Origin of the sequence: Microbacterium sp. SMR1, assembly GCF_003289625.1 — a bacterium.
Lineage (GTDB): Bacteria > Actinomycetota > Actinomycetes > Actinomycetales > Microbacteriaceae > Microbacterium > Microbacterium plantarum.
This window is the reverse complement of the sequence record NZ_QMBN01000002.1, coordinates 233,910-257,665: the sequence shown is the minus strand read 5'-3', so window position 1 is coordinate 257,665 and position 23,756 is coordinate 233,910. Positions and strand designations below refer to the sequence as shown.

The window sequence follows — 23,756 nt, the reverse complement described above, 5'->3', positions numbered from 1 at the left end:
GAGAGGAACCCTTCATGTCCCGCACGGCCCGCACCGCCCGCACCCCGCTCCTCATCGCCGCCGTAGCCTCGGCGGCCCTCCTGCTCGCCGGATGCGCCGGCTCGCCGGCATCCGAGTCGGGCAGCGCCGACGGCGACGGTCTCGGCACGCTCAAGGTCGGCGCGCTGCAGACGCCCGCCGGCGACATCCTGAACCACATCGCCGAGAACGGCGCGGCCGAGCTCGGACTCACGATCGAGTTCGTGCCCTTCACCGACTACAACACGCCCAACACCGCGCTCGTCGACGGCTCGATCGACGCGAACCTGTTCCAGAACTCGACCTTCCTCGAGAACTTCAACACCAACACCGGGTCGGATCTCATCAGCGTCGGCGAGGCGTACCTGCCCTCGGCCGCGTTCTACTCGAGCAAGGTCGACAGCCTCGACGACCTGAAGGACGGCGCGACGATCGCCATTCCGAACGACCCGACGAACGAGGGGCGCGCGCTCAAGCTCCTCGCGCAGGAGGGCCTGATCGAGGTCTCCGACGACGTCGCCGACCTCACCGGGATCACCGACAACCCGCGCGACTTCCGGTTCCAGGAGATCGAGAACGCGACGCTGCCGCAGGCCGTGCCCGACGTCGACGCCGCCTTCGTCACGATCAGCTTCGCGCTTCCGGCGGGTCTCACCGCCGACGAGGCGATCCTCACCGAGGGCGAGGGCAGCCCGTACTACAACGTGCTCGCGACGCGTCCCGACCTGAAGGACGACCCCCGCATCGTCGCGCTCTACGACCTGCTGACCTCGTCGGAGGTCGCCGACTTCGAGAACGAGACCTGGGGCGGCCTGGTCGTCCCCGTCACGAAGGACTGACCCCCGCTCAGTAGGATTGTCCCCATGTCGAAGGTCCTCCAGTCCCTGCCCGTCGGCGAACGCGTCGGCATCGCCTTCTCGGGGGGTCTCGACACCTCCGTCGCGGTCGCGTGGATGCGCGACAAGGGCGCCGTCCCGTTCACCTACACCGGCGACCTCGGCCAGTACGACGAGGACGACATCGCCTCGATTCCCGGCCGCGCGCTGCAGTACGGCGCGGAGGGCTCGCGCCTCATCGACTGCAAGCCGATGATGGTCGAGGAGGGCCTCGTCGCCCTTTCGTGCGGCGCCTTCCACATCCGCTCGGCCGGCCGCACCTACTTCAACACCACGCCGATCGGCCGTGCCGTCACCGGAACGATGCTCGTGCGCGCCATGAAGGAGGACGGCGTCGACATCTGGGGCGACGGCTCCACCTACAAGGGCAACGACATCGAGCGGTTCTACCGCTACGGCCTGCTCGCAAACCCTGCCCTGCGCATCTACAAGCCGTGGCTCGACGCCGACTTCGTCACCGAGCTGGGCGGCCGCACCGAGATGAGCGAGTGGCTCGTCGCGCACGGCTTCCCGTACCGCGACTCGGTCGAGAAGGCCTACTCGACCGACGCCAACATCTGGGGCGCGACGCACGAGGCCAAGACCCTCGAGCACCTCGACGTCTCGCTCGAGATCGTCGAGCCCATCATGGGCGTGCGCTTCTGGGATCCTGCGGTCGAGATCGAGACCGAGGACGTCTCGGTCACGTTCGAAGCGGGACGCCCCGTCGCCGTCAACGGCGTCGAGTACTCCGACATCGTCCAGCTCGTCATGGAGGCGAACGCGATCGGCGGCCGCCACGGTCTCGGTATGAGCGACCAGATCGAGAACCGCATCATCGAGGCCAAGAGCCGCGGCATCTACGAGGCGCCGGGCATGGCGCTGCTGTTCATCGCGTACGAGCGCCTCGTCAACGGCATCCTGAACGAGGACACCCTCGCGACCTACCACGAGCAGGGTCGCCGCCTCGGGCGCCTGATGTACGAGGGCCGCTGGCTCGAGCCGCAGTCGTTCATGCTGCGCGAGTCGATCCAGCGCTGGGTGGGCTCGGCAATCAGTGGAACGGTCACGCTGCGCCTGCGCCGCGGCGAGGACTACACGATCCTGAACACCGAGAGCCGCAACCTGTCGTACTCGCCCGAGAAGCTCTCGATGGAGCGTGTCGGCGACTCGGCCTTCGGTCCCACCGACCGCATCGGTCAGCTCACGATGCGTAACCTCGACATCGCCGACTCGCGCTCGCGCCTGGAGCACTACGCGGGCATCGGCCTCATCGGCGGCCCGACGGCCGAGCTCGTGGGCGACCTCGAGCGCGGCGGGGCGGCCGAGATCACCGGAAACGTCGAATCGACCGATCAGGATCTCGCCGAGCGGGTGGATGCCGCGGGCGAGTCCGCGTCGTTCGACTTCGGCGCCGACTGACCCGCAGCACGCGTTCTTCTAACTTGCACATGTGTGTGCAAGTTCGTATCATCGACGGGTGACCGACACCGTCTCCCCCCGTCGTCCGCGGAAGGATGCCGCCGCCAATCGCGCCGGCCTGCTCTCCGCCGCCGCGCGCACGCTCGCGCTCGACCCGAGCGCGTCCGTCGACGCGATCGCCCGCGCCGCCGGGCTCAGCCGCCGCGCCCTCTACGGTCACTTCGACGACCGTGACGCGCTCGTGCGCGAGCTCGTCGCGTCGGGCGCCCAGCGTTTCAACGCCATCGCCACAGACCCCGAGCTGCGACTCGACACCGAGCCGGTTCCGGTCGCGCTGGCCCGCCTGACCGGTCGGCTCTGGGGCGAGGCATCCCACGTGCAGGTGGCCGCCGCCGTCGCCCTCGATGAGCGGCACGTCGAAGACTCCGCCGCCGCCCTCGCCCCGCTTCGCCGCGCGCTGATGAACCTGGTGCGCCGCGGGCAGGACGAGGGCGCGCTGCGGACGGATGTCGCCGCACCGACCCTCGCTCGTCTCATCGAGGAGACCGCGCGCACCGTCATCGTCCGGCTCGACGCGTCCTCACCCGAGGCACGGTCGCTCGTCGTGCGCGCGGTCCTCTCGATCGCGGGACTCTCGTGGCGCGACGCCGCCGCACTCATCGACTCGCACCCCGATGTCGTGGGGGCGGTCTCCTGATGCGCGTCGAGCTGCGTGCCGTGGCGAAGGGCCGAAAAGACCTCGCTCTGCCGCCCACGACCCTGTCGTTCCGCACCGGCCGTGCCACCCTCGCGATCGCCGAGACGGAGCAGCGCCCGACCGTCCTGGGCCTCATCGCGAGCGGACGGATGCGGCCCGACGGCGGCACCGTCCTGCTCGACGGCGCCCGCGCCTCGCGCACGCTGCGGCACAAGACCGCACTGATCGATGCGCCGGACGTGAGCGACCCGCCCCCGAACATCTCCACGGTCGGCGTCGTCAGCGAGGAGCTGATGTTCGCGGGCCGCCTCGCCGACCCGATCTCCGCGCGGCGGTGGCTCGACGAGCACGATCTGCGCTCGTACTCGCGCGTCCCCATCGGGGACGTGCCCGCGACCGACCGCATCCGGATGCTGCTCGAGCTGGCGGTCCTGCGGCCGGGCGTCGAGGGCATCGTGCTCGTCTCCCCCGACCGCCACGGCGGCGATCCGCACGACTGGTGGACCCTCGCCCGGGAGTTCGCGGGACGCGGCCTCGCGGTGCTCGTGATCGCCGGCCAGGCCGCTGCGACGCTCCTCACCGAAACCGATCCCCTCGCGCCGCATCGACGCCTGGTGCCCAGCGGCATCCGGCTGCGCGGCACCCGTCCGAAGGCCTCCCGATGAAGATCCCCGCCCTCATCACCGCCGAACTGCGACGGCTGACGGCCACCCGGATGTCGGTGGTCGCGCTCATCGCGCTCATGCTCGTCCCCGTCCTCTACGGCGGCCTGTACCTGTGGGCCAACCAGGACCCGTACGGGAAGTTCGCCGACATCCCGGTAGCGCTCGTCGATCTCGACTCGGGGGCGCCCAAGAGCGACGGCAACGGCACGGTCAACTACGGGTCCGACGTCACCGACAAGCTCGTCGAGGGCCGGGCCTTCGGCTGGAAGGACATGACCGCCGCCGAGGCTCAGGAGGCGCTGCGTACCGGCGATGTCGACTTCTCGGTGACCATCCCCGAGGACTTCTCGCTCGCCCTGACCAGCGCCGCAGGCGACGAGCCCCGCCAGGCGACGCTCGTGCTCGCCACCAATGACGCGAACAACTACCTCGCTTCGTCGATCGGCTCGCAGGCGGTCGAGCGGATCCGCTCCTCCGTCGCCGAACTCGTCGGACGGGAGGCGGCATCGCGGCTGCTCACGGGCATCGCCGACATCCGCGTGCAGTTGCAGAACGCCACCGACGGGGCGAACCAGCTCGTCGACGGGGCAGGTCAGGCGCTCGACGGCGCCAACCAGCTCGCCGACGGAACCGGGCGGCTGTCGAGCGGTGCCGTGCAGCTGCGCGACGGTGCGAACCAGCTCGCCGGCGGCGCGTCGCAGCTCGCCGACGGCACCCGCACGCTGGCTCAGGGCTCGTCAGACCTGGCGTCCGGCGCAGCCCAGGTTTCCGACGGCACGGCCGAGCTCGCGGGCTACGCCGACCGCGTTCGCGCAGCCGTCGACGATGCGGCGGGTCAGCTGCCGCAGGTGCGCACAGACATCGCCGCGCTGCTCGCCGACGGAGGTCTCGATCAGACGCAGATCGCGGAGGTCCTCGCCCGCCTCGATCCCATCGGCGACCGTCTGCAGTCGGGCGCGACGCGCGTCGACGAGGCGACGGGTCAGATCGACCGCCTCGCCGCGGGGGCGGCCCAGGTCAGCTCGGGCGCCGCACAGCTCGCCACCGGTGCTGCGCAGGCCGCCGACGGTGCGGCATCCGTGTCGTCGGGTGCCGGCCAGCTCGCGTCGGCGACGGACGAGGCCGCGACCGGCGCCGCTCAGCTCGACGAGGGCGCCCGTCAGCTCGCCTCGGGACTCGGGACGCTCGACGGCGGGCTCGTCACCCTGCGCGACGGGCTGAGCTCCGGCGTGGCCCAGCTGCCCGTCTCTACTCCCGAGCTGCGCGACCAGCAGGCGCAGACGATCGCCGACCCGGTGGCGGTCGACTCCGGCAACCTCGCGAAGGCCGGTGACTACGGTGCCGGCCTGGCGCCCTTCTTCGCCGCCCTGGCCGGATGGATCGGCATCTACGCCCTGTTCCTCATCGTCAAGCCGGTCTCGCGCCGCGCCGTGACCGCGCTGCGCTCACCCCTGCGCGTGACCCTCGCCGGCTGGCTGACACCCGCGATGCTGGGCGGGATCGGCATGATCGTCCTCTTCGGGGTGCTCTCTATCGCGCTCGGGTTCAACTTCTCGAGCCCCGTCGGCACGCTCGGGATGCTGATCACCGCGTCGTTCACGTACGCCGCGATCATCCTCGCGCTCAACGTGTGGCTGGGGTCGGTCGGTCAGTTCATCGGCCTCGTGCTGATGGTGCTGCAGCTCGTCACCGCGGGCGGGACCTTCCCCTGGCAGACGCTCCCGGCGCCGCTCGCCGCCCTGCACCACGTTCTGCCGATGGGTTACGTCGTCGACGGCATGCGGCAGTGGATGTACGGGGGCGACCTGAGCCGGGTCAGCCTCGACCTCGCGGTGCTGTTCACGTGGATGGCCGGAGCACTCATCCTCGCCGCGATCGGCGTGGCCCGGATGACGCACGGCCGGACGCTGCGCGACCTGCAGCCGAGCCTCATCGGCTGATCGTCGCTAGGCCCGCGCCCCGTCGACCGGTCGCGCGTGCTCCGGCGGCTGCCCGACCTCTGCGACGCTGTGGCCCTCGCACCCCGCCGCCGTGACGTGCGCCCGCTCGACGCGATCGACCGCGAACCACCGCATCGCGTCGCGCAGTCGACACCATCCGATGAGGTACCACCGACCGCCGTTCGACGCGAACAGCACCGGCTCGACGTCGCGCGTGGTGGTGGCGCCGCTCTCGGCTGTGTAGCGGATGCGGACGACGCGCTGCTCGAGCATCGCCTCCTCGAGCGCTGAGCGGACGGCTCGCGAAGCCGCGGGCGCCCCGTCGACCCACACGCGTCCGGCGAGGTCGACCGCGCGCTCCCGCGTCCGGGGATCGAGCACGTCGACGATCTTGCGCACCGCGGCCGACGCGAGGTCGGCGTAGGGCGCATCCGGCGCAGCGGCGACAGCCGCCATCAGCGCCACCGCCTGAGAGGGCGACAGGCTGACGGGCGGGAGCGAGGACCCGGCGACGAGGCCGTAGCCGCCGCCCGGACCGGGCCGCGACCAGATCGGCGCACCGCTGCGTTCGAGCGCATCGAGGTCGCGCTTGACCGTGCGGACCGACACCTCGAACTCACGCGCCAGACGCTCGGCCGACAAACCGCGCGAGCCGCTGCGCCGCAGCGTCTCGGCGAGGGCGTGCAGGCGCTCCGCGCGCTTCATCGTCGACGCCCCGATGAATTCATGACAGAAATGATGACACACTGCTGTCCAACGCCCGGCGGATGCTGGTCTTATGACCGATCAGCTCACCCCTCCCCCGCTCGTCCTCATTCCCGGCCACTGGTTGGGTGCCTGGGCGTGGGACGATGTCGTCGCCCATCTCTCACCCGTCGACGCGCGTGCACGAGCGCTCACCCTGCCGGGCCTCGACGCCGACGACCCCGAGCACGCGACGCGCACGCTCGAGGATCAGGTCGGCGCGATCCGCGACACGCTCGACGAGCTCGGAGCGTCGCCGGACGATCCTGCCGTCGTCGTCGCGCACAGCGGCGCCAACGGCCCGGTGAGCATTCTCCTCGACCGATATCCGGAACTCGTCCGACGCGTGGTGTGGGTGGATTCCGGCCCGATGGCGAGCGGTGCCGCGTTCGCTCCGGGACTCCCGGAAGCCCTCTCGGAGCTGCCGTTGCCGCCGTTCGACGAGCTCGCACAGCAGGCGAGCCTCGACGGCATCGAGCCCGAGGTCCTGGCGCGGTTCCGAGCTCGGGCGGTCGCCGAACCGGCACCCGTGGTGCGGGAACCAGTGATCCTCACCGATGGCGCCCGCTACGCCGTGCCGACCACCCTGGTGTGCTGCTCGATCTCCGGCGAGCAGGTCATGCGGATGGCCGACAGCGGTCATCCCATGTTCGCCGAGGTCACCCGGCTTCGGGACGTCGACCTCGTCGACCTCCCCACGGGCCACTGGCCGATGTGGAGCAGGCCGCGCGAGCTCGCCGACATCATCCGGGCGGAGGTCGCGCGAGGCCGCTGACGAGCGCGCGGCATCCCGGTAGTCTCGGGGAACCGTTGCAAGGAGGTCGATCATGCGCAGCGTTCCACGGATCTCATCGGCGCTCGCGGCGGTGCTCGCTCTCGCGTTCGCTGCCGGAGTCGCGCATGCGGCGCCCGCGAGCGCGCACGAGGAGGCGCGCCGCGGCGCCGGACCAGCGGTGGCCCCGGCCTCCGGCCCGAACCCACTCGCGCGCGGAGCCGCGCTGCCGACCCATTCGGCTGCGGCCCAAGCGGCGTCGGACGCGCGAGTTCAGGGACGCACGGCGGTGGCCGATGCCTTCGACGTGATCGCGCGCATGCCCACCGCCACCTGGCTCGGGGAGTGGTACAGCGATGCCGAGCTCGTGCAGGTGCTGCGGGCGGAGACCGCCGCGGCGGCCGCACAGAACAAGGTGGCGACGTTCGTCATGTACGCGATCCCCGCCCGCGACTGCTCCGCGTACTCGCAAGGCGGGCTGCCGGTCGAACGCTATGGGGAGTGGGCACGGCTCATCGCGCAGACGCTGCGCGGCACCGCATCCGCCGTGATCGTCGAGCCGGACGCCCTGTCGATGCTCGGCGAGTGCGCGGGCCAGGGGCCCCGGGCGACGCTGATCCGCGACGCCGTCCGTGCCCTCACCGCGGCCGGCGTCGCGGCTTACATCGATGCGGGGAACGCGAACTGGGTGCCGCCCGAGACGATGGCGCAGCGGCTGCGGGATGCCGGCGTCCTCGACGGCCGCGGGTTCTCGACGAACGTGTCGAACTTCTCGCCGACCGCCGACGAGCAGCGGTACGCAGAGCGCCTGCGAGCACTGCTGGGCGGCGCCCCGCGATACGTCATCGACACGTCGCGAAACGGTCGCGGGTGGCAGGGCACGTGGTGCAACCCGAGCGGCGTGGGTCTGGGGACGCCGCCGAGCGTCGGCACGGACGGCTCCGGACTCGACGCCCTGCTCTGGATCAAACGCCCGGGAGAGAGCGATGGCACCTGCAACGGTGGGCCCGCGGCGGGCAGCTGGTACGAGCAGGCCGCCCTCGAGCTGGTTCGCAACCGCGCGCTCTGAGGCCGACGCCGGCGATCAGGCCGTGCCCCAGGTCACGGCGATGACAGTGGCGTCATCCTCCTGTTCGCTTCCTGAGGCGCGAGCGACGAGTTCGCTGACGACGGTGTCGATATCGGGCCGGCTGCTGACGAAGTCGCGATAGCGGTCGATGGAGTCGAGCGATCCGCCGAACAGATCGAGTACTCCGTCGCTGACGCTGATGACGCTGTCACCGGGTCGCAACGAGAGCTCATCACTCGTCCAGCTGGTCCCGACGCCGATCGGGAGGTGGCCCGAGCGGAGGAACTCGCTGGTGCCGTCCGCGCGACGGATCACGGTGAGGCCGTGACCCGCATCGACCCACCGCAGCATCCCATCGGGGCTGATGCGTGCGTGGAAGCACGTCGTGAACTGGGCTCCGATCGTGTCGGTCGGACCGGTGTTGAGACCGACCGCGGCGCGGCGGAGTGCAGCGGCGGGGTCGGGATCGTCGACGTTGCTGCGAATGACGGTGCGGACGGCGGCGGCGATCATCCCGGGGCCGACCCCCTTGCCCATGACGTCGCCGAGGGTGAAGGCGGTGCCGCCGTCGGGGGTGGCGTACCAGTCGTAGAAGTCGCCGCCCACGGTGCGGGCCGGGACGCACGCGCCGGCCACCCGGAAGCGCGCCGGCAGATCCGACCCGTCGACCGGCTGCAGAGACCGCTGGACGACGGCGGCCTGCGACACCTCGGCCTCGGCCAGACGCCGGTGCCACTGCGACGCCGTGAGCTTCTGCAGCGAGCGGCGCGACAGCTCGTTCACGACGGCGCCCGCTGCCGCGTAGACGAGCACGGCGATGATCAGTCGAACGAGCTCGCTCACGGTGAGCACCTGGTCGGGCGCGAGCACCAGCGGCAGCAGCAGCGTGACGCACACACCGACGAGCGGGAGCACGATGCGCCAGCGCCCCGGCCCGGCAGCGATCCAGATGACGGGGAGGACGACGATCGCGAGGAACACCGATTGCGTGTCACCCGTGCCGAACCGCAGCAGGCCGATCGCGATGAAGTCACCGATCGGGATGACGAGCTCCGCACGCCGCAGCGCCGGCCAGCGCGCCATGAGCGCGCCGAGGACGAGGAGCACGACGGCGAGCGCCGCGCCCTGCCACATCCTCGCCGCATCCGTCACAGGGAGCCACGGCACGGCGGCGCTCGCGATGGCCGCTCCGACGACGAACGCCGCGACGATGGCCTGCCGCGCGAGGTTCTCCCAGGACCGGTGTACGGGCGCCACGACCACGGGAGTGGTCTCGACGGGTGAGACCCGGGCGTCAGGCGGGGCGTGCGTCATGTCTTCAGTCAATACGACTTCCGGCCTCTCTGGGCGGCGAAGGAGTACCGGTTTTGCTAACACGCACGTGCTAACATCGCCCCATCCGCCGAATCGAGAGGACTCGACCATGATCCTGGCCGCCATCATCGCCTGCGAGGTGGGATTCTGGGTTGCGATCATCGCGGGCCTCGTGGCCCGCTACGGCCTCAACCGACCCCGCCTGGGTGCGATGCTGCTCCTCGCCGCGCCGCTGATCGACCTCATCCTGCTGCTCCTCGTCGCGGTCGACCTCCTCCGCGGTGGGACTGCCTCTTGGCACCACGGCCTGGCGGCGCTCTACATCGGCATCTCGGTCGCCTACGGACATCGGATGATCGCCTGGGCCGATGCGAAGGTCGCCACGCGTTTCCGGGGCGCGGCGCCGCGCCCGGCGCTGTACGGCTCCGCATACGCGATCGCCTGCTGGAAGGATGTGCCGCGCACGCTGCTCGCCGCGGCGATCGCGGCTGCCATCCTCGGCGGGCTCATCCTGCTCGTCGGCGACGCCGAGCGCACCTCGGAGCTGCTCGGGTTCTTCCCCATCCTCGGGGTGATCGTCGGGATCGACCTGCTCTGGGCGATCAGCTACTCCGTGTGGCCCAAGCGCGCTCCGGTCGCTGCGGGATGATGATGAGATGCCCCGCCTGATCGACCACGACCACCGCAACGACGAGATCGCCGCGGCCGCGTTCCGAGTGCTCGCCCGCGACGGGATCGCAGCGCTGTCGGTGCGGCGGGTGGCCGACGAGGCTGGGATCGCGACGGCATCCCTTCGTCGTGCGTTCCCCACGCAGGATGAGCTGCGCCGATTCTGCTTCGAGCGCCTCCAACAGGAGGTCACGGCCCGCTTGCTCGCCGTGACCGGCCGGGGCCGCGAGCGCGCGATGCGCTGGATGCGCGAGCTGCTGCCGCTCGACGATTCGCGGCGCACCGAGCTCCTGGTTCAGCTGCAGCTGAGCCGGCTCGCCCTCACCGACGACGGCCTGCAGGGCCACGCCCGCGAGCTGCACGATGGCGTCCATCGCGTCTGTGCGGCCGTGATCAGCGAGCTCGGGGAGACGGGAGGTCTCGGCGCCGACATCGATCCGGTGCTCGAAACGGAGCGCCTGCACGCTCTCCTCGACGGGCTGGCGCTGCACCTCATCTGGACGTCGTCGACCGACCCGGCCGTCGATGTCGACCGGGTGCTCGACCGTCACCTCGACTCGCTCGCCGGCTAGCGCGCCGTCGGGTCAGTCGCGGGTGTCGCTCGGAGCCGGGGCGTCGGCGAACTCGTCGACGAAGAGCGACTCACCGTCGAGCGTCTTGTTGCGGTACGCCTGACGTCCGACCATGTGGGCCGACAGCGGCGCCGTTGCGAGCTGGATCAGCGCCACCGGCACGAGGAAGGCGACGACCGGCCACGAGTGCAGCGACACCCCCACGGCGATGCAGATGAGGATGAAGCCGAGGACCTGCGGCTTCGTGGCGGCGTGAAGGCGGGTGGGTACGTCGCGGAAACGCAGCAGCCCGATCGCTGCCGTGAGGCACAGCAGCGCCCCGATGAGGACGAGTACGAGGGCGATGACGTCGGTGATGCTCATGAGGCGTCCGTGTTGTCCTTCCGCGCGACGAAGCGCGCGATCGAGATCGAACCGAACACGCCGACTGCGGCGACGATCAGCAGCACGGGCAGGGTGCGGGTGTGATGGTTGATCGCCATCTCGGCGCCGAGCGCGCAGATCACGAGGGTCAGGAGCACATCGGATGCGACCGCGCGGTCGAGGATCGACGGCCCGACGATGATCCGCCACAGCGTCAGCAGAGCCGACACCGCGAAGACGGCCGAGATGAGGACGATGAGCCAGGTCACGAGCGCTCCCTCCGCAGGTCCGACAGCTGGTGGGCCTGCTCCTTCGATCCGACTGCGCGGACGATGCGCTCCTCCCAGTGCTGGATCTCGCGCCGCTGGTGCTCGAGCTGCTCCTGCGAACGGATGCCGATGGCGTGCACGTACAGGATGCGGCGGTCGCGGTCGATGTCGATGATCAGCGAGCCGGGGATGAGGGATGCCGTCACCGCGACGTGCGTCATGATCAGGTCGTCGTCGGTGCGCAGCGGCACGGCGATGATCGCGGCGCCCGGCTGGCGGCGCGGATCGATGACCTGCCAGGCGACCAGCAGCGATCCCTTGACGAGCGAGAACAGGAACTCGAGGAAGAAGACGACGCCCCACCAGATGTTGACCCGGCCCGACAGCTCGACCGGCGGCAGGCGGAACACGCGCGTCACGAAGAGCGCCACCACGATCCCGGTCAGCGCCGCGAGCACGGTGAACTGCCCCCACAGCAGCATCCACAGCGCGACCAGCCAGACGAAGAACGGCAGCTGTCGCCAGAGCGCGGTCGCCGCGTTGCGCTTGGCCTCGCCCATCATCACTGCACCTCCTGCTCGAGCTGACTGATCGTGACCGGCTGCAGGAGCGATTCTCCGATGGCGGCGCACAGGTCGTACAGGGGCCCGGCGAAGACGGTCAGCGCCACGGTCACCGCGACCATTCCGGCCGTCGCGGTCGTCATGATGCGCGGGATGACGCGCTTCTCGGTCTGAACGTCGGCCCCCTCGGCATCCCCGAGGTAGGCGATGCGCGCGTCGGTCTCGCTCTCGCCCTCGCCGATCTCGTCCTTCTCGCGCCAGAACGACAGGTTCCAGGCGCGCATCAGGGCGTAGAGCGTGAGGAGCGAGGTGATAATGCCCGCGACGATCAGCACGTACATCAGCGGACTGCCCTCGTCGGCGGCCGCGTCGAACAGCGCGTACTTGCCGATGAAGCCGGAGAAGGGCGGGAGACCGCCGAGGTTGATCGCGGGGATGAAGTAGAGCACGGCCAGCAGCGGCGCCGCGCGCATGAGGCCCTTCACCTTCAGGATCGAGGTCGACCCGGCCCGTCGTTCAACGAGACCGACCGCCAGGAAGAGGGTCGTCTGCACGACGATGTGGTGGACGATGTAGTAGATCGTCGCCCCGACGGCCGCCGGCGTCGCGATGGCGAGGCCGAAGATCATGTAGCCGATATGGCTCACCAGGGTGAACGACAAGATGCGTTTGAGCTCGGCCTGCGCGACGGCGCCGAGCACCCCGACGATCATCGTCGCCAGCGCCACGATCAGCAGCAGCGTATTGACGTCGTTGTCCTGGAAGATCTCCGTCTCCGTGCGGATGATCGCGTACACGCCGACCTTCGTCAGCAGCCCCGCGAACACCGCGGTGACGGGAGCGGGCGCCGTCGGATACGAGTCGGGCAGCCAGAACGACAGCGGGAAGACGGCCGCTTTGATGCTGAACGCGAGCAGCAGCAGCAGGTGCAGGACGAGCTGCGTCTCCTGCGGCAGTTCCGTCATCCGCTGCGAGAGCTGCACCATGTTGACGGTGCCGAGCGCGCCGTAGATCGCCGCGATCGCCGACAGGAACAGGATCGACGACACGAGCGAGACGACGATGTAGACGACGCCCGTGCGGATGCGCGACTCGGTCGAGCCGAGGGTGATGAGCACGTACGACGCGACGAGCAGGATCTCGAACCCGACGTACAGGTTGAAAAGGTCGCCCGCGATGAAGGCGTTGAAGATGCCCGCCGAGAGGATGAGGTACGACGGGTGGAAGATCGAGACCGGCGTCTCATCGTCACCGTCGGCGGCGCCCTGGCCGACCGAGAAGAGCAGGACCGCGAGCAGGACGACGCTCGAGACGACGACCAGCAGCGCGGCCAGCCGGTCGACGTAGAGCACGATGCCGAACGGGATCGGCCACCCGCCGACCGAGACCGCGATCGGCACGCCGGTGGCGTTGATGACGTTCAGCAGCACCGCCGCGATCACGAGCGTCGCGGTGAGCGTGACGATCGAGACCCCGACCTGGATGCGGCGGCGGCGACCGAAGATGAGGGCGACCGCGGCCCCCAGCAGGGGCAGCGTCACGAGGAGGGGAACCAGGGCGCTCATCGGTCTCCTCCGGGGCGATCGGTGGGCGCGTCGTCGCGCAGCGCGTCGAAGTCGCGCGAGTGCAGCACGGTGATGGGTGACGTCTGGTCGCCGACGAAGTCGGTCGTCGCGTCGTCGTCTTCGTCGGTGATCTCCTGCTCCATCGCCTCCTCGTCTTCGGCCATGCGATCGCGCACGGCGAGGTCGGCCTCGTCATCCTCGACCGTGTCGGCCTGACCGAGCTGCCAGGAACGGTAGATCAGGGCGAGCAGGAAAGCCGAGACGGCGAAGGTGATGACGATCGCCGTGAGGGTCAGCGCCTGCGGCAGCGGGTCGCTGAACTCGGCAGGGTCATCGGCCGAGCCGTAGAACGGCGCGACACCGGGCGCCCCCATGACGACGAGGAGGAACAGGTTGGCCGCGTTGCCGAGCAGCAGGAAGCCGATCAGCACGCGGGTGAGGCTGCGCTCGAGCATCGCGTAGACGCCGGCGGCGAAGAGCGCGCCCATGATGATGATCAGGATCAGTGAGACGTTCATCGGGCGAGCTCCTCTCGCTCCTTGCGCTGCCGGTCGACTTCCGCGCCCAGCGAGCGGAGCACGTCGAGGACGAGCCCGATGACCACGAGGTAGACGCCGACGTCGAAGATCGTCGAGGTGACGAACTCCACGTGGCCGAGAACGGGCAGCTCCGCCTCCCAGAACGTGCTCGTCAGGGCGGGCGCACCGAAGAAGAGGGGCACGACCGCGGTACCGACGGCCAGCGCCATCCCGACGCCCAGCAGCCGCCCGGCGTCCGTGGGAGCCGCGGCGCCGAGCTCGTACGGTCCGCCCGCGACGTAACGCATGACGAGTGCCATCCCCGCGACGAGTCCGCCGGCGAAGCCGCCGCCCGGCAGGTTGTGGCCGGCGAAGAGCAGATACAGCGAGACGACGATGATCGTGTGGAACAGGATGCGGACGATCACCTCGAGCATGATCGAACGCGTCTCGGGGCGGAGCTTCTGCCCGCCGACGAGCCAGGCCTGCCGCGAGGATCCCGATCCGGCGCGGGGCCGGGGCCCGTCCGAGGTCTCGACGAGGGGGCGGCGCGTGCGCAGCGCGCCGGTGGGCAGCGACGAGATCGCACGAGAGAGCGTGTCGGAGCGATGGGTCACGAACACGAGCGAGGCCACACCCGTCGCCGCCAGGATCAGCACCGACAGCTCGCCCATCGTGTCCCAGCCGCGCAGGTCGACGAGGGTGACGTTGACGACGTTCTTGCCGTGACCGATCTCGTACGCGAGGTCGGGGAACGCGGTCGAGATCGGCTCGGCGACGCGCGCGCTGGTCGCGACGATCGCCACGAGCGCCATCGTCGCGCCGACGCCGATGCCGAGCAGTGCACGCCCGATCGGCCAGACCGAGGCATTGTGGTCGCCCATCCGCGAGGGGATGCGGCGCAGCACCAGCGCGAAGGCGATGAGCGTGACGGTCTCGACCAAAATCTGCGTCAGCGCGAGGTCGGGCGCGCCGGCCGAAGCGAAGAGCGCCACCATGCCGAGCCCCGTCACCGACACGAGCACGACTCCGGTGTAACGCTTACGGGCGCGCACCGCGATGATGCCCGCGATGATCATGATGGGCGCGACGAAGACCTGCATCGGCGAGTGCCACGCGGCGAGGTCGGCCTGCCAGCCGCCGTGCGCGATGAGCGCCGTACCCTCGGCCGCGACGAACACGACGAAGATCGTGCCCACGTAGACCGGAAGCGACCCTCGCTGGGTGAGCGACGTCGTCCACACCGAGGTCCGCACGATCGCGCGAACCGTGCCGTTGTAGGCGTCGACGGCGGTGAAGGGCAGCCAGCGACGCTGCGTGCCCGGGCGCCGCCCGACGAACCAGAACAGCACGAGACCGGCGAGGATGCTGCCGACCGAGAGGAACAGCGCGGGTTCGAAACCGTGCCAGAGGGCGAGGTGGTACTCGTAGCCGTCGGCTCCGGCCGCCTCGGGCATCGTGGCGGCGTAGCCCGAGAACGCGGCATCGAGCAACGGTGCGGCGATGCCCCCGACGACGGTGAGGCCGCTCAACAGCACCGGGGCGGCGAGGAAGCCGATCGGCGGGTCGGGCCACTCCGTGCGAGGCAGGGTCGCACCTGCGGCATCCTTCTTCGTGAAGAACGCGCCCCACACGAAGCGTGCGCCGTAAGCCGTGGTGAGCAGCGAGCCGAGCACGATGCCGATCAGCGGTGCGAGGGCGAGCGGATCCGTGCCCCCCTCGAGCAGCGACGAGAGCGCGGCTTCCTTCGCGACGAAGCCGATCGTCGGTGCCACGCCCACCATCGATGCGATCGCGATGATCGAGAAGACCGCGAGCGTCGGCGCCTGGCGTCCCACTCCAGAGAGCTCACGGATGTCGCGGGTCGACAGCTGTCGGTCGATGACGCCGACGACGAGGAACAGCGACGACTTGAACAGCGCGTGGCCGACGAGCAGCGCGAGGCCGGCGAGGGCAGAATTGCGCTCGCCATAGCCGAGAACGACCGTCAGCATGCCGAGCTGGCTGACGGTGCCGAAGGCGAGGATGCGCTTGAGGTCGGACTCGCGCAGGGCCTGCAGGCCTCCGAGCAGCATCGTGAAGACGCCGAGCCCGATGACCATGGGACGCCACGGGTCCTCGTGCGCGAAGGCGGGCGCGAGACGGGCGATCAGATAGATGCCGGCCTTCACCATCGCCGCGGCGTGGAGGTAGGCGCTGACCGGGGTGGGCGCGGCCATGGCGCCGGGCAGCCAGAAGTGGAAGGGGAAGATGGCCGACTTGCTCAAGGCACCGACGAGCGTGAGGGCGATCGCGACGTTGAGCAGGACACCCTCGGGTGCCGGCGAGGAGACGATCGTGCTCAGGCTCGTGGTGCCGTAGAGCACGACCAGCATCACGACGCCGATCAGCATCACGAGACCGCCGAGGGTGGTGACGAGAAGCGCCTGGAGCGCCGCGCGACGGCTCGCTCCTCGGCCGTTGTAGAACCCGATGAGCAGGTAGGAGAGAACGCTCGTGATCTCCCAGAACATCACCAGCACGACGATGTCGTCGGTGAGAACGAGTCCGTACATGGCGCCCGCGAAGGCGAGAAGCACGGCGGCGAACTGCCCGACGCCGACCTTCTTGCCGTCGAAGTACCAGCGGCAGTAGATCATCACGAGAGCACCGACGCCGGTGACGATGAGCGTCATGATCCACGCGAGGGTGTCCATCCGCATCGACAGAGCGATGTCGAGCTGAGGGATCCAGGCGTATGACTCGAACGGAATGCCTCCGCTCAGAACCTCAGGAGCGCGACGGGCCGCGTCGACGAAGGCTGCGATGGGCAACAGGGCTGCGACGAAGAACGCGCGGGCGCCGATCCGCTTGATCAACCACGGCAGAACCAACGGAAGAACCGCGAACGCACCGAGGAAGATCAGCAACAGGCCTCCTCTGGGCGTGGGGGGTCGTGTCACCCATCTTACCGACAGGATGCCGGTCTACGGTCGATCGGCTAAGACTTGACAGCGACCGGCCCCGTCGTGTTCCCCAGACGGAACGTACTCGTGAACCACTGCGAGTCGGGCGTGTCACCGGCCAGGAGCGCTGCCACGGCCTCGCCGGCGGCGCGCCCCTTCTGCCAGGCCGGTTGCACGAGCGTGGTCAGTTCGTAAGGCGCGAGACCGTCGACCACGATGCCGTCGAACCCCGTGATGCTGACATCCTCCGGCACCCGCAGCCCGGCCTCCTCCGCAGCGCGCAGCACACCCACCGCGAGCAGATCGCTCTGCGAGACGACCGCCGTCGGATGCGGGCCGTCGCCCGCGAAGAGGGCGCGTCCGACCGCCGCCCCGGCGTCGATCGAGCTGTCCACGGCGGCGTAGGCGGCGGCATCCGGAAACACGTCGCGGAAGCCGGCGAGCCGGTCGGCCACCACGTCGACCGACGTCGTGCTCTCGTCGTCGCGCGACAGCCAGCCCGACTCCGATCCCCACCGCACCGGCATCGTCACCGCGACGACGTTCGTGTGCCCGAGGTCGCGCACGTGCTCGGCGGCGAGGCGCTGCGCCTCGCGGTTGTCGAGCGCGATCCGGGGCACCCCCTCACCCCCGTCGCCTTCGATGACGACGACCGGGATGCCGCGGGCGCGAACGCTCGCGAGGTGGTCGCGCAGCAGCGCGCTGCATCCGATCAGCACGGCGGCGTCGATGGGGGCCGTCATGAGCGTCGGCTCCCCCGCGACGACGCTGCCCTCGCGCAGCAGCAGCAGTCCGGCGCCGATGGGGGCGACCGCGTCGGCGAGCGCGTCCATCGTCGTGCGCATGACGGGGTCGCCGAAGACGCTGCCGAGCCGCCCGCCGCTGACCACCCCGATGATCCCGCTGCGTCCGCGGCGGAGCGACGCCGCGCGCGGGTCGGGTCCGAGGTATCCGAGCTCGGCGGCGGCCGCGAGAACCTTCGCGCGGGTCGCTTCGCTGACGGGCGTCTTGCCGCTGAAGACGACGGATGCCGTCGACGGCGAGACCCCGGCCGCATGCGCGACGTCCGAGATGGTGGGCCGACGTGCGTTCACGCCCCGATCGTACCTGGCCGTAGTGCAACGTCGAATCGATTCGGTACGCTGACCCGGTGACCGATGTGCTCTCCCGTTCCGTCTACCTGCGCTGGCGCAACGCCGTCTTCGCGATCTTCGCCGCGAGCGGCCTGAGCATCGCCACCTGGGCCGCGCGCGTACCCACGATCAAGGACGACCTGGGCATCGAGAACCGGGAGATCGGTCTGGCGCTGCTCGCGATGGGGATCGCCTCGATCCTCGGGCTCTCTGCCAGCTCGGTCATCATTGCCCGGCTCGGCACCCGCACCGGCATGTTCGGGATGCTGATCACGCTGTCGATCGGCCTCTCGATCCTCGGACTCGGGAGTGGCTTCTTCCACTCCTACGCGATGCTCATCGTCGGGCTCGCGCTGTTCGGATTCGGCAACGGATGCCTCGACGTCATGATGAACGTCGACGGCGCCGCCATCGAGACGCAGTCGGGCAAGACGATCCTGCCGCTGTTCCACGCCTTCTTCAGCTTCGGCACCGTGATCGGCGCCGGGCTCGGCGCAATTGCCGCGAGCCTGCACATCGGCGTCGCCATCCACGCTGTCACCATCGCCGCGCTCATCGTCGTGCTCGCGATCGTCGCGATTGCGAACGTCCCCCGCCGGGCGGTGACCGATGCCGTCGCCGCCGATTCCGCGTCGGCGGAGGCGGCCCCCGCCGACGGCCCTGCGCCCGGGTGGCGTCAGCGCCTCGCGGTCTCGCTGTCGGCTTGGCGCGAGCCGCGGACCTACACGCTCGGCATCATCATGCTCGGCATGGCCTTCGCCGAAGGCGGTGCGAACGACTGGCTCGCGCTCGGCGTGGTCGAGCACGAGGGCGGAACCGCCGCCATCGGCGCCGCGGCCCTCACCGTCTTCAGCGTGTCGATGACCGTCGTTCGCGTCTTCGGCGGTCCCCTCGTCGACCGCTTCGGCCGGGTCGCGACGCTGCGCGTGCTCGCCGTCGCCGCGACCGCCGGCATCCTGCTGTTCATCCTCGCCCCGAACCTGCCGCTCGTCTTCGTGGGCGCAGCACTGTGGGGCATCGGGGCATCGCTCGGCTTCCCGCTCGGGATGTCGGCCGCCGCCGACGACCCCGCCCGCGCGGCCGCCCGCGTGAGTGCCGCCGCGACGATCGGTTACGTCGCGTTCCTGTGCGGACCGCCGATCCTCGGATTCATCAGCGACCACATCGGCCTGCTGCCGACGCTGTTCATCCTGGTGGTGCTCGTCGCGGCATCCGGTCTCGCCTCGTCGGCCGCGAAGCCGCTGCCCGGAGCCAAGGTCGGCGCCGGCCGCCACTGAAGCTGGTCCCGCGCTCTCGCGCGGCGAGGTCCCACTTGGGCCGGGTATCCCGCCGCCATTCCCAGCCGAACTGGGACCACGCCGGGGCGGTGAAGCGGGTGGGGGCAGATGGCCTGGCGGACGGAGTCGGGGTTGTGTGAGCCGAGCCGGTCCCGTCCGGTCGACAGGCTCAACCGTGCTCGCCGACGGCCCGCGGGGCTTCAACGGCAGGTGAGCCTGACGACGGGACAACCGGCAGATGCCGGCGCGGTAGCTCAGAACCGCGGCAGCGGCACCCCCATGCCGCGCAGCAGGACGTACACCGCGTCGACGAGGGACCCGGCTGGGACGGGCGCGGCGGCCGCGTCGGTCGCGGCTCCGTCGAAGAGCCAGCGGATCGCGCGAGCCTGGCCGGCGCACATCGCCGGGTCGGCGTCGAGAGCCTGCGCGAGGTGCTGCGCGAGGAAGTCGTCGATCGCCGCGGTCTCGGCGGCGAGCGCGGCGCGGATCGGCTCGAGCCGCTCGACATCGCCGATCGCGCGGACGAGCCCGGGGTACAGCTCGTCGGCGAGCTCCGCCTCCAGGTGCGCGGCGTAGGCCAGCACGGCGGCGGTGCCCGCGGACCCCTCCGCGATTTCCGCGAGCGCACGAGCCGTCTCGGCACGCCCCAACTCCAGCACCCCGAGCAGGAGGTCGAGCTTCGTCGGGAAGTAGTGGAACAGCGTGCCCGACGACACTCCGGCGCGACGGTAGATCGATGCCGTGGTGGCCGCCGCGTATCCGGATGCCGCGAACTCGGCGGCCGCAGCATCCAAAATCACCGCACGCCGCTCTTCGAAGCGTTCGGGATCGCGGCGGCGTGGCACGGGAGCCACGATAGCCCTCCGATCGTTACTAGAGCATGCACTCTAGAGTAGCTAGTCTGCTTTCGATGGAACCGGAATCGATCTCTGTCGCGGCAGCGCGATCGCAGCGCACGCGCGCCCGCTCACGCGCGTGGGTCACCGCGCTCGTGGGCATCGGGCTCGCGTGGTCGCCGATGTGGCTACCGGAGGTGCTTCGCGCCGCGGGAGCCGACCCGCGTCCCCCGCTCGCGGCGATCGGGCTCGCGGGACCGGCGGCCTCGATCTTCTGGAACTGGCTCGCGACGGCGCTCGTCCTCGCGTGGGTCTTCGGTGTCGAGCGGAGCCAGCTCTCGTCGCTGCGCATCGTGCGACCGACGGGCAAAGACCTCGAATGGGCGCTCATCTTCTTCGGTGGCGCCATGGCCTGGAGCTGGCTCGCGCAGCTCATCCGCCCGCAGACGGCGCCCGACTCGGGCTCGGCGACCATCGCCGCCCTCCCCGTCCTGACCGTCGTCGCGATGATCCTGACCGCCGCGATCTGCGAAGAGATCCTGTTCCGCGGCTACCCGCTCGAACGGCTGACCCAGCTCACGGGGCGACGCTGGGTCGCGGTCGCCACGACGCTTCCGTTCTTCGTCGTGCCACATCTGCTCACCTTCGGACCCGAGTGGATGCTCTACCACGCGAGCGGAACCGTGGCGATCTACGTGCTGTACCTCTGGCGCCGCAACCTCGTCGCATGCATGGTGCTTCACGCCGCCATCAACGCACCGATCCTCATCCCGACCGTCGCCGCGCATCTGCGGTGAGCGCGCGACCACCGTCGCTCTGCCAAAATCATCCGCAATGACGATCTCCCCGCACCCGTGGCATCATCCGAACCGCGAAGCCTCGGCTCTCCACCTCGACATGCTCCCCGAGTCGGCGCTCCATGCCCTCGGATCGGGTCTCACAGCGCAACTCGACCCGACCTACGCGACCCCGTTCCTCACCGGACCGGAATGCGACTGGCTCTGGCGGCACCGCAGCGCCCAGGTCAGAAAACGCCCCGAGGACGCCCCCTGGATCACCCGCCTCATCGTCGACGCGCGGCTCGATCAAGTGGTCGGGGTCGCCGGCTTCCACGGCCCGCCGGATGCCAGCGGCATGGTCGAAGTCGGGTATCGCGTCGACCCCGCGCTGCGGCGCCGCGGTTATGCACGACAAGCTCTCGAGACCCTGCTCGACGTGGCACGCAGCCACCCCGATGTGCGCACGGTGCGCGCGACGATCAGCCCTGACAACGTCGCGTCACTCGCGCTCATCGACGGTTACGGGTTCGTCGAGCGCGGCGAGCAGTGGGATGACGAGGATGGTCTCGAGATCATCTACGAGCTCTCCGTCTCCGATGCCGACGCCGACGCCGCCCAGCGATAGCGCTTAGGCTCGACGGGTGCGTCTGGTCATCGCCCGCTGCTCCGTTCAGTACACGGGGCGCCTCAATGCTCACCTTCCGCTGGCTACTCGGCTGCTGGTGCACAAAGGCGACGGCAGCCTGCTCGTGCACTCCGACGGCGGGTCGTACAAGCCGCTCAACTGGATGAGCCCGCCGTGCACGCTCACGGTCGAGACGCCTGAGGACGACCCGGATGTCGAGGAGCAGGTCGTCGAGCAGTGGCGGGTGACCCACGCGAAGTCGGGCGACACCCTCGTCGTGCGCATCTACGAGATGATCCACGACTCGTCGCACGAGCTCGGCGTCGACCCCGGTCTGATCAAGGACGGCGTCGAAGCCGACCTGCAGCGGCTGCTCGCCGAGCAGGTCGAGGTCATCGGCGAGGATCTCACCCTGGTCCGCCGCGAGTTCCCCACCGCGATCGGCCCGGTCGACCTGCTGCTGCGCGATCCCGCGGGCGGCACGATCGCCGTCGAGGTCAAGCGCCGCGGCGACATCGACGGCGTCGAGCAGCTCACGCGCTACCTCGAGCTGCTCGGCCGTGACCCGCACCTCGCGCCCGTAACCGGGGTGTTTGCGGCGCAGGAGATCAAGCCGCAGGCGAAGGTGCTCGCCACCGACCGCGGCATCCGCTGCGTCACGCTCGACTACGACGCCATGAAGGGCATCGAGTCGGGCGCGCCGCGCCTGTTCTGACCCGTCCGCGCCGCGGACCCATCACTTCGCTCGCGCCGCCTAGGCTTCGCGCATGGAAGACGAATCCGACGCGGTCGAGGAGTTCCGCCGGCAGGAGCTGCGCTTCGCGGGCGAACTCGACGGGATCGTGGAGTACGGCTGCGACCTCTTCCGGGGCGAAGCGCGTGAACTCGGGGTCTGGCTGAGCGGGCGGAATCGCGCGGACATCGACCAACGTGTGGTTCCACTCGCGGAGGACGTGCTGCGCCGCCTCCCGACGCTCGTCGCCCTCATCGGCCCGCGTCCGCCGTCCGAGCTCGCCTCCATCGCGGTCTCGCCGGATCGTGCCGCGCTGACCTTCTGGGAGGACGGGGTCAACAACGAGTTCACCGCCGTGTTCCTCGACCTCGGCCCGGATGCCGCAGAGCGGTGGTCTTTCGTCGGCTTCGACACCTGATCCCCGCCGACGCCTGATCCCGCACCGATGACGAAGGCGCACCCGGCCGGTATCGGTCCGGATGCGCCTCGCACCATTCCGTCAGGAACCGAGCTTCGACAGCTCCTCGAACTCGTCGTCGGTCAGCTCGATCTCCGCGCCGCGGAGGTTGTCCTCGAGGTGCGCGACGCTCGAGGTGCCCGGGATCGGCAGCATCACCGGCGAGCGCTTGAGCAGCCACGCGAGCGCGATCTGGGCCGGGGATGCCTGCTTGCGCTCGGCGAGCTCGCTGAGCGGCGAGTCGGCACCGGTCAGGCCGCCGGTCGCGAGCGGGAACCACGGGATGAAGCCGATGCCCTGCTCCGTCGACCAGTCGAGCAGCTCCTCGGCATCCCGCTTCTGCAGGTTGTAGAGGTTCTGCACCGAGACGATCGTCGCGATCTGCTGCGCGGCCTTGACCTCGTCGACGGTGACCTCCGAGAGGCCGATGTGGCGGATCTTGCCCTCGTCCTGGAGCTTCTTCAGCTCGCCGACCTGGTCCTCGAGGGGAACCTGCGGGTCGATGCGGTGGAGCTGGAAGAGGTCGATGCGGTCGAGACCGAGGCGGCGGAGGCTCATCTCGGCCTCCTGGCGCAGGTACTCGGGGCGCCCGAGCGGGGGCCACTCGTTGGGTCCGGTACGCGTGAGTCCGGCCTTCGTCGCGATCACGACGTCGTCGCCGTAGGGGTGCAGCGCCTCCTTCAGGAGCTCCTCGGCGACGTAGGGGCCGTACGAGTCGGCGGTGTCGAAGAAGTTCACGCCGAGCTCGACGGCGCGCTTGAGCACGCGGATCGCCTCGTCGTGATCCTTCGGCGGGCCCCAGACGCCGGGGCCGGTGAGCTGCATCGTGCCGTAGCCGAGGCGGTTGACCTCGAGGTCGCCGCCGATGCGGAAGGTGCCGGAAGCGTGGGCTGAGGACGTGCTGGATGTCGTCATGAGGATGTCAGCGCGCGGGGG

25 protein-coding genes are annotated in these 23,756 nt (G+C 70.1%); 14 read left to right on the top strand and 11 right to left on the bottom strand.

What is annotated here, in order from left to right; translation table 11 throughout:
- The first annotated feature begins 14 nt into the window (after positions 1-14).
- From DO944_RS05875 to DO944_RS05855, 5 genes are read left to right on the top strand one after another with little or no spacing between them, the layout of a single operon-like run.
- Positions 15-857, top strand: coding sequence for a MetQ/NlpA family ABC transporter substrate-binding protein (locus DO944_RS05875; RefSeq protein WP_112615633.1), 843 nt, complete (start codon positions 15-17; stop codon positions 855-857).
- 24 nt (positions 858-881) lie between these two features.
- Positions 882-2,315 (top strand): argininosuccinate synthase, encoded by a 1,434-nt coding sequence (gene argG / locus DO944_RS05870; protein WP_112615631.1) that lies wholly within the window; start codon positions 882-884, stop codon positions 2,313-2,315.
- Between the two features lie 58 nt (positions 2,316-2,373).
- A complete protein-coding gene (locus DO944_RS05865; RefSeq protein WP_112615629.1) occupies positions 2,374-3,012 on the top strand; it encodes a TetR/AcrR family transcriptional regulator in 639 nt (212 codons plus the stop codon).
- On the top strand, positions 3,012-3,677 hold the full coding sequence (locus DO944_RS05860; RefSeq protein WP_112615627.1) for a hypothetical protein: 666 nt from the start codon (positions 3,012-3,014) through the stop codon (positions 3,675-3,677). Before DO944_RS05865 ends, DO944_RS05860 begins: the two co-directional genes overlap by 1 nt.
- The gene (locus DO944_RS05855; RefSeq protein ID WP_112615625.1) at positions 3,674-5,617 is read left to right on the top strand and encodes a YhgE/Pip domain-containing protein; all 1,944 of its coding nucleotides are present in this window, start codon (positions 3,674-3,676) and stop codon (positions 5,615-5,617) included. The genes DO944_RS05860 and DO944_RS05855 overlap by 4 nt, the downstream gene beginning before the upstream one ends.
- A 6-nt stretch (positions 5,618-5,623) precedes the next feature.
- Here the strand turns inward: DO944_RS05855 and DO944_RS05850 are convergent, their stop codons facing one another.
- Entirely contained in the window at positions 5,624-6,322 is a 699-nt protein-coding gene (locus tag DO944_RS05850; protein WP_112615623.1) for a YafY family protein, read from the bottom strand.
- Positions 6,323-6,395: 73 nt separating this feature from the next.
- Between DO944_RS05850 and DO944_RS05845 the strand changes: the two genes are divergently transcribed.
- Both DO944_RS05845 and DO944_RS05840 read left to right on the top strand, forming a co-directional pair.
- Positions 6,396-7,136 carry an alpha/beta fold hydrolase gene (locus DO944_RS05845; RefSeq protein ID WP_112615621.1) on the top strand — a complete coding sequence of 247 codons (741 nt, stop codon included), beginning with the start codon at positions 6,396-6,398 and terminating at the stop codon, positions 7,134-7,136.
- A gap of 52 nt (positions 7,137-7,188) precedes the next feature.
- Complete coding sequence (locus DO944_RS05840) at positions 7,189-8,202, top strand: glycoside hydrolase family 6 protein (RefSeq protein WP_112615619.1); 1,014 nt, start codon at positions 7,189-7,191, stop codon at positions 8,200-8,202.
- A 15-nt stretch (positions 8,203-8,217) separates the two neighbouring features.
- Here DO944_RS05840 and DO944_RS05835 read toward each other — a convergent pair whose 3' ends face one another.
- Positions 8,218-9,516, bottom strand: a complete 1,299-nt coding sequence (locus DO944_RS05835) for a PP2C family protein-serine/threonine phosphatase (RefSeq protein WP_146752011.1) — start codon at positions 9,514-9,516, stop codon at positions 8,218-8,220.
- Between the two features lie 109 nt (positions 9,517-9,625).
- Here DO944_RS05835 and DO944_RS05830 point away from each other — a divergent pair, with 109 nt between their 5' ends.
- Together DO944_RS05830 and DO944_RS05825 are read left to right on the top strand one after the other, a co-directional pair.
- Positions 9,626-10,165, top strand: a complete 540-nt coding sequence (locus DO944_RS05830; RefSeq protein WP_112615615.1) for a hypothetical protein — start codon at positions 9,626-9,628, stop codon at positions 10,163-10,165.
- A gap of 7 nt (positions 10,166-10,172) precedes the next feature.
- On the top strand, positions 10,173-10,757 hold the full coding sequence (locus tag DO944_RS05825) for a TetR/AcrR family transcriptional regulator (RefSeq protein WP_112615613.1): 585 nt from the start codon (positions 10,173-10,175) through the stop codon (positions 10,755-10,757).
- A gap of 12 nt (positions 10,758-10,769) precedes the next feature.
- Here the strand turns inward: DO944_RS05825 and mnhG are convergent, their stop codons facing one another.
- The 7 genes from mnhG to DO944_RS05790 form a co-directional block, all read right to left on the bottom strand.
- Complete coding sequence (gene mnhG / locus DO944_RS05820) at positions 10,770-11,120, bottom strand: monovalent cation/H(+) antiporter subunit G (RefSeq protein ID WP_112615611.1); 351 nt, start codon at positions 11,118-11,120, stop codon at positions 10,770-10,772.
- On the bottom strand, positions 11,117-11,389 hold the full coding sequence (locus DO944_RS05815; protein ID WP_112615609.1) for a monovalent cation/H+ antiporter complex subunit F: 273 nt from the start codon (positions 11,387-11,389) through the stop codon (positions 11,117-11,119). The genes mnhG and DO944_RS05815 overlap by 4 nt, the downstream gene beginning before the upstream one ends.
- On the bottom strand, positions 11,386-11,949 hold the full coding sequence (locus DO944_RS05810; protein ID WP_396652018.1) for a Na+/H+ antiporter subunit E: 564 nt from the start codon (positions 11,947-11,949) through the stop codon (positions 11,386-11,388). Before DO944_RS05810 ends, DO944_RS05815 begins: the two co-directional genes overlap by 4 nt.
- A 2-nt stretch (positions 11,950-11,951) precedes the next feature.
- Positions 11,952-13,517 carry a Na+/H+ antiporter subunit D gene (locus DO944_RS05805; protein WP_112615605.1) on the bottom strand — a complete coding sequence of 522 codons (1,566 nt, stop codon included), beginning with the start codon at positions 13,515-13,517 and terminating at the stop codon, positions 11,952-11,954.
- Positions 13,514-14,035, bottom strand: a complete 522-nt coding sequence (locus tag DO944_RS05800; RefSeq protein ID WP_112615603.1) for a Na(+)/H(+) antiporter subunit C — start codon at positions 14,033-14,035, stop codon at positions 13,514-13,516. The genes DO944_RS05805 and DO944_RS05800 overlap by 4 nt, the downstream gene beginning before the upstream one ends.
- On the bottom strand, positions 14,032-16,944 hold the full coding sequence (locus tag DO944_RS05795; RefSeq protein WP_112615601.1) for a Na+/H+ antiporter subunit A: 2,913 nt from the start codon (positions 16,942-16,944) through the stop codon (positions 14,032-14,034). Before DO944_RS05795 ends, DO944_RS05800 begins: the two co-directional genes overlap by 4 nt.
- A gap of 71 nt (positions 16,945-17,015) precedes the next feature.
- Positions 17,016-18,074: a LacI family DNA-binding transcriptional regulator gene (locus tag DO944_RS05790; protein WP_112615599.1), complete on the bottom strand. Its 1,059-nt coding sequence runs from the start codon at positions 18,072-18,074 to the stop codon at positions 17,016-17,018.
- Positions 18,075-18,130: 56 nt separating this feature from the next.
- On the opposite strand from DO944_RS05790, the gene DO944_RS05785 reads away from it, so the two are divergent.
- Positions 18,131-19,390 (top strand): MFS transporter, encoded by a 1,260-nt coding sequence (locus DO944_RS05785; protein WP_112615597.1) that lies wholly within the window; start codon positions 18,131-18,133, stop codon positions 19,388-19,390.
- 254 nt (positions 19,391-19,644) lie between these two features.
- Here the strand turns inward: DO944_RS05785 and DO944_RS05780 are convergent, their stop codons facing one another.
- Positions 19,645-20,235 carry a TetR/AcrR family transcriptional regulator gene (locus tag DO944_RS05780; RefSeq protein ID WP_112616919.1) on the bottom strand — a complete coding sequence of 197 codons (591 nt, stop codon included), beginning with the start codon at positions 20,233-20,235 and terminating at the stop codon, positions 19,645-19,647.
- A gap of 65 nt (positions 20,236-20,300) precedes the next feature.
- Here DO944_RS05780 and DO944_RS05775 point away from each other — a divergent pair, with 65 nt between their 5' ends.
- The 4 genes from DO944_RS05775 to DO944_RS05760 are packed head-to-tail and all read left to right on the top strand — an operon-like array spanning position 20,301 to position 22,781.
- Positions 20,301-21,023: a CPBP family intramembrane glutamic endopeptidase gene (locus DO944_RS05775; RefSeq protein ID WP_181574164.1), complete on the top strand. Its 723-nt coding sequence runs from the start codon at positions 20,301-20,303 to the stop codon at positions 21,021-21,023.
- Positions 21,024-21,060: 37 nt separating this feature from the next.
- Positions 21,061-21,630 carry a GNAT family N-acetyltransferase gene (locus DO944_RS05770; RefSeq protein ID WP_112615593.1) on the top strand — a complete coding sequence of 190 codons (570 nt, stop codon included), beginning with the start codon at positions 21,061-21,063 and terminating at the stop codon, positions 21,628-21,630.
- Positions 21,631-21,646: 16 nt separating this feature from the next.
- The gene (gene nucS / locus DO944_RS05765) at positions 21,647-22,345 is read left to right on the top strand and encodes an endonuclease NucS (RefSeq protein WP_091501312.1); all 699 of its coding nucleotides are present in this window, start codon (positions 21,647-21,649) and stop codon (positions 22,343-22,345) included.
- Positions 22,346-22,397: 52 nt separating this feature from the next.
- Positions 22,398-22,781 carry a hypothetical protein gene (locus tag DO944_RS05760; protein ID WP_112615591.1) on the top strand — a complete coding sequence of 128 codons (384 nt, stop codon included), beginning with the start codon at positions 22,398-22,400 and terminating at the stop codon, positions 22,779-22,781.
- Between the two features lie 81 nt (positions 22,782-22,862).
- Here the strand turns inward: DO944_RS05760 and DO944_RS05755 are convergent, their stop codons facing one another.
- Positions 22,863-23,735 (bottom strand): aldo/keto reductase, encoded by an 873-nt coding sequence (locus tag DO944_RS05755; RefSeq protein WP_023953381.1) that lies wholly within the window; start codon positions 23,733-23,735, stop codon positions 22,863-22,865.
- Positions 23,736-23,756 lie beyond the last annotated feature (21 nt).

What these genes read in the sequence shown, in the direction of transcription:
- DO944_RS05755 (WP_023953381.1), bottom strand. Translation starts at nt 23,735, where the DNA reads ATGACGACATCCAGCACGTCCTCAGCCCACGCTTCCGGCACCTTCCGC.
- DO944_RS05825 (WP_112615613.1), top strand. Translation starts at nt 10,173, where the DNA reads ATGCCCCGCCTGATCGACCACGACCACCGCAACGACGAGATCGCCGCG.
- DO944_RS05760 (WP_112615591.1), top strand. Translation starts at nt 22,398, where the DNA reads ATGGAAGACGAATCCGACGCGGTCGAGGAGTTCCGCCGGCAGGAGCTG.
- DO944_RS05845 (WP_112615621.1), top strand. Translation starts at nt 6,396, where the DNA reads ATGACCGATCAGCTCACCCCTCCCCCGCTCGTCCTCATTCCCGGCCAC.
- DO944_RS05840 (WP_112615619.1), top strand. Translation starts at nt 7,189, where the DNA reads ATGCGCAGCGTTCCACGGATCTCATCGGCGCTCGCGGCGGTGCTCGCT.
- DO944_RS05775 (WP_181574164.1), top strand. Translation starts at nt 20,301, where the DNA reads ATGGAACCGGAATCGATCTCTGTCGCGGCAGCGCGATCGCAGCGCACG.
- DO944_RS05855 (WP_112615625.1), top strand. Translation starts at nt 3,674, where the DNA reads ATGAAGATCCCCGCCCTCATCACCGCCGAACTGCGACGGCTGACGGCC.
- DO944_RS05810 (WP_396652018.1), bottom strand. Translation starts at nt 11,949, where the DNA reads ATGGGCGAGGCCAAGCGCAACGCGGCGACCGCGCTCTGGCGACAGCTG.
- DO944_RS05835 (WP_146752011.1), bottom strand. Translation starts at nt 9,516, where the DNA reads ATGACGCACGCCCCGCCTGACGCCCGGGTCTCACCCGTCGAGACCACT.
- DO944_RS05830 (WP_112615615.1), top strand. Translation starts at nt 9,626, where the DNA reads ATGATCCTGGCCGCCATCATCGCCTGCGAGGTGGGATTCTGGGTTGCG.
- DO944_RS05875 (WP_112615633.1), top strand. Translation starts at nt 15, where the DNA reads ATGTCCCGCACGGCCCGCACCGCCCGCACCCCGCTCCTCATCGCCGCC.
- DO944_RS05850 (WP_112615623.1), bottom strand. Translation starts at nt 6,322, where the DNA reads ATGAAGCGCGCGGAGCGCCTGCACGCCCTCGCCGAGACGCTGCGGCGC.
- DO944_RS05800 (WP_112615603.1), bottom strand. Translation starts at nt 14,035, where the DNA reads ATGAACGTCTCACTGATCCTGATCATCATCATGGGCGCGCTCTTCGCC.
- DO944_RS05805 (WP_112615605.1), bottom strand. Translation starts at nt 13,517, where the DNA reads ATGAGCGCCCTGGTTCCCCTCCTCGTGACGCTGCCCCTGCTGGGGGCC.
- DO944_RS05770 (WP_112615593.1), top strand. Translation starts at nt 21,061, where the DNA reads ATGACGATCTCCCCGCACCCGTGGCATCATCCGAACCGCGAAGCCTCG.
- argG (WP_112615631.1), top strand. Translation starts at nt 882, where the DNA reads ATGTCGAAGGTCCTCCAGTCCCTGCCCGTCGGCGAACGCGTCGGCATC.
- DO944_RS05860 (WP_112615627.1), top strand. Translation starts at nt 3,012, where the DNA reads ATGCGCGTCGAGCTGCGTGCCGTGGCGAAGGGCCGAAAAGACCTCGCT.
- mnhG (WP_112615611.1), bottom strand. Translation starts at nt 11,120, where the DNA reads ATGAGCATCACCGACGTCATCGCCCTCGTACTCGTCCTCATCGGGGCG.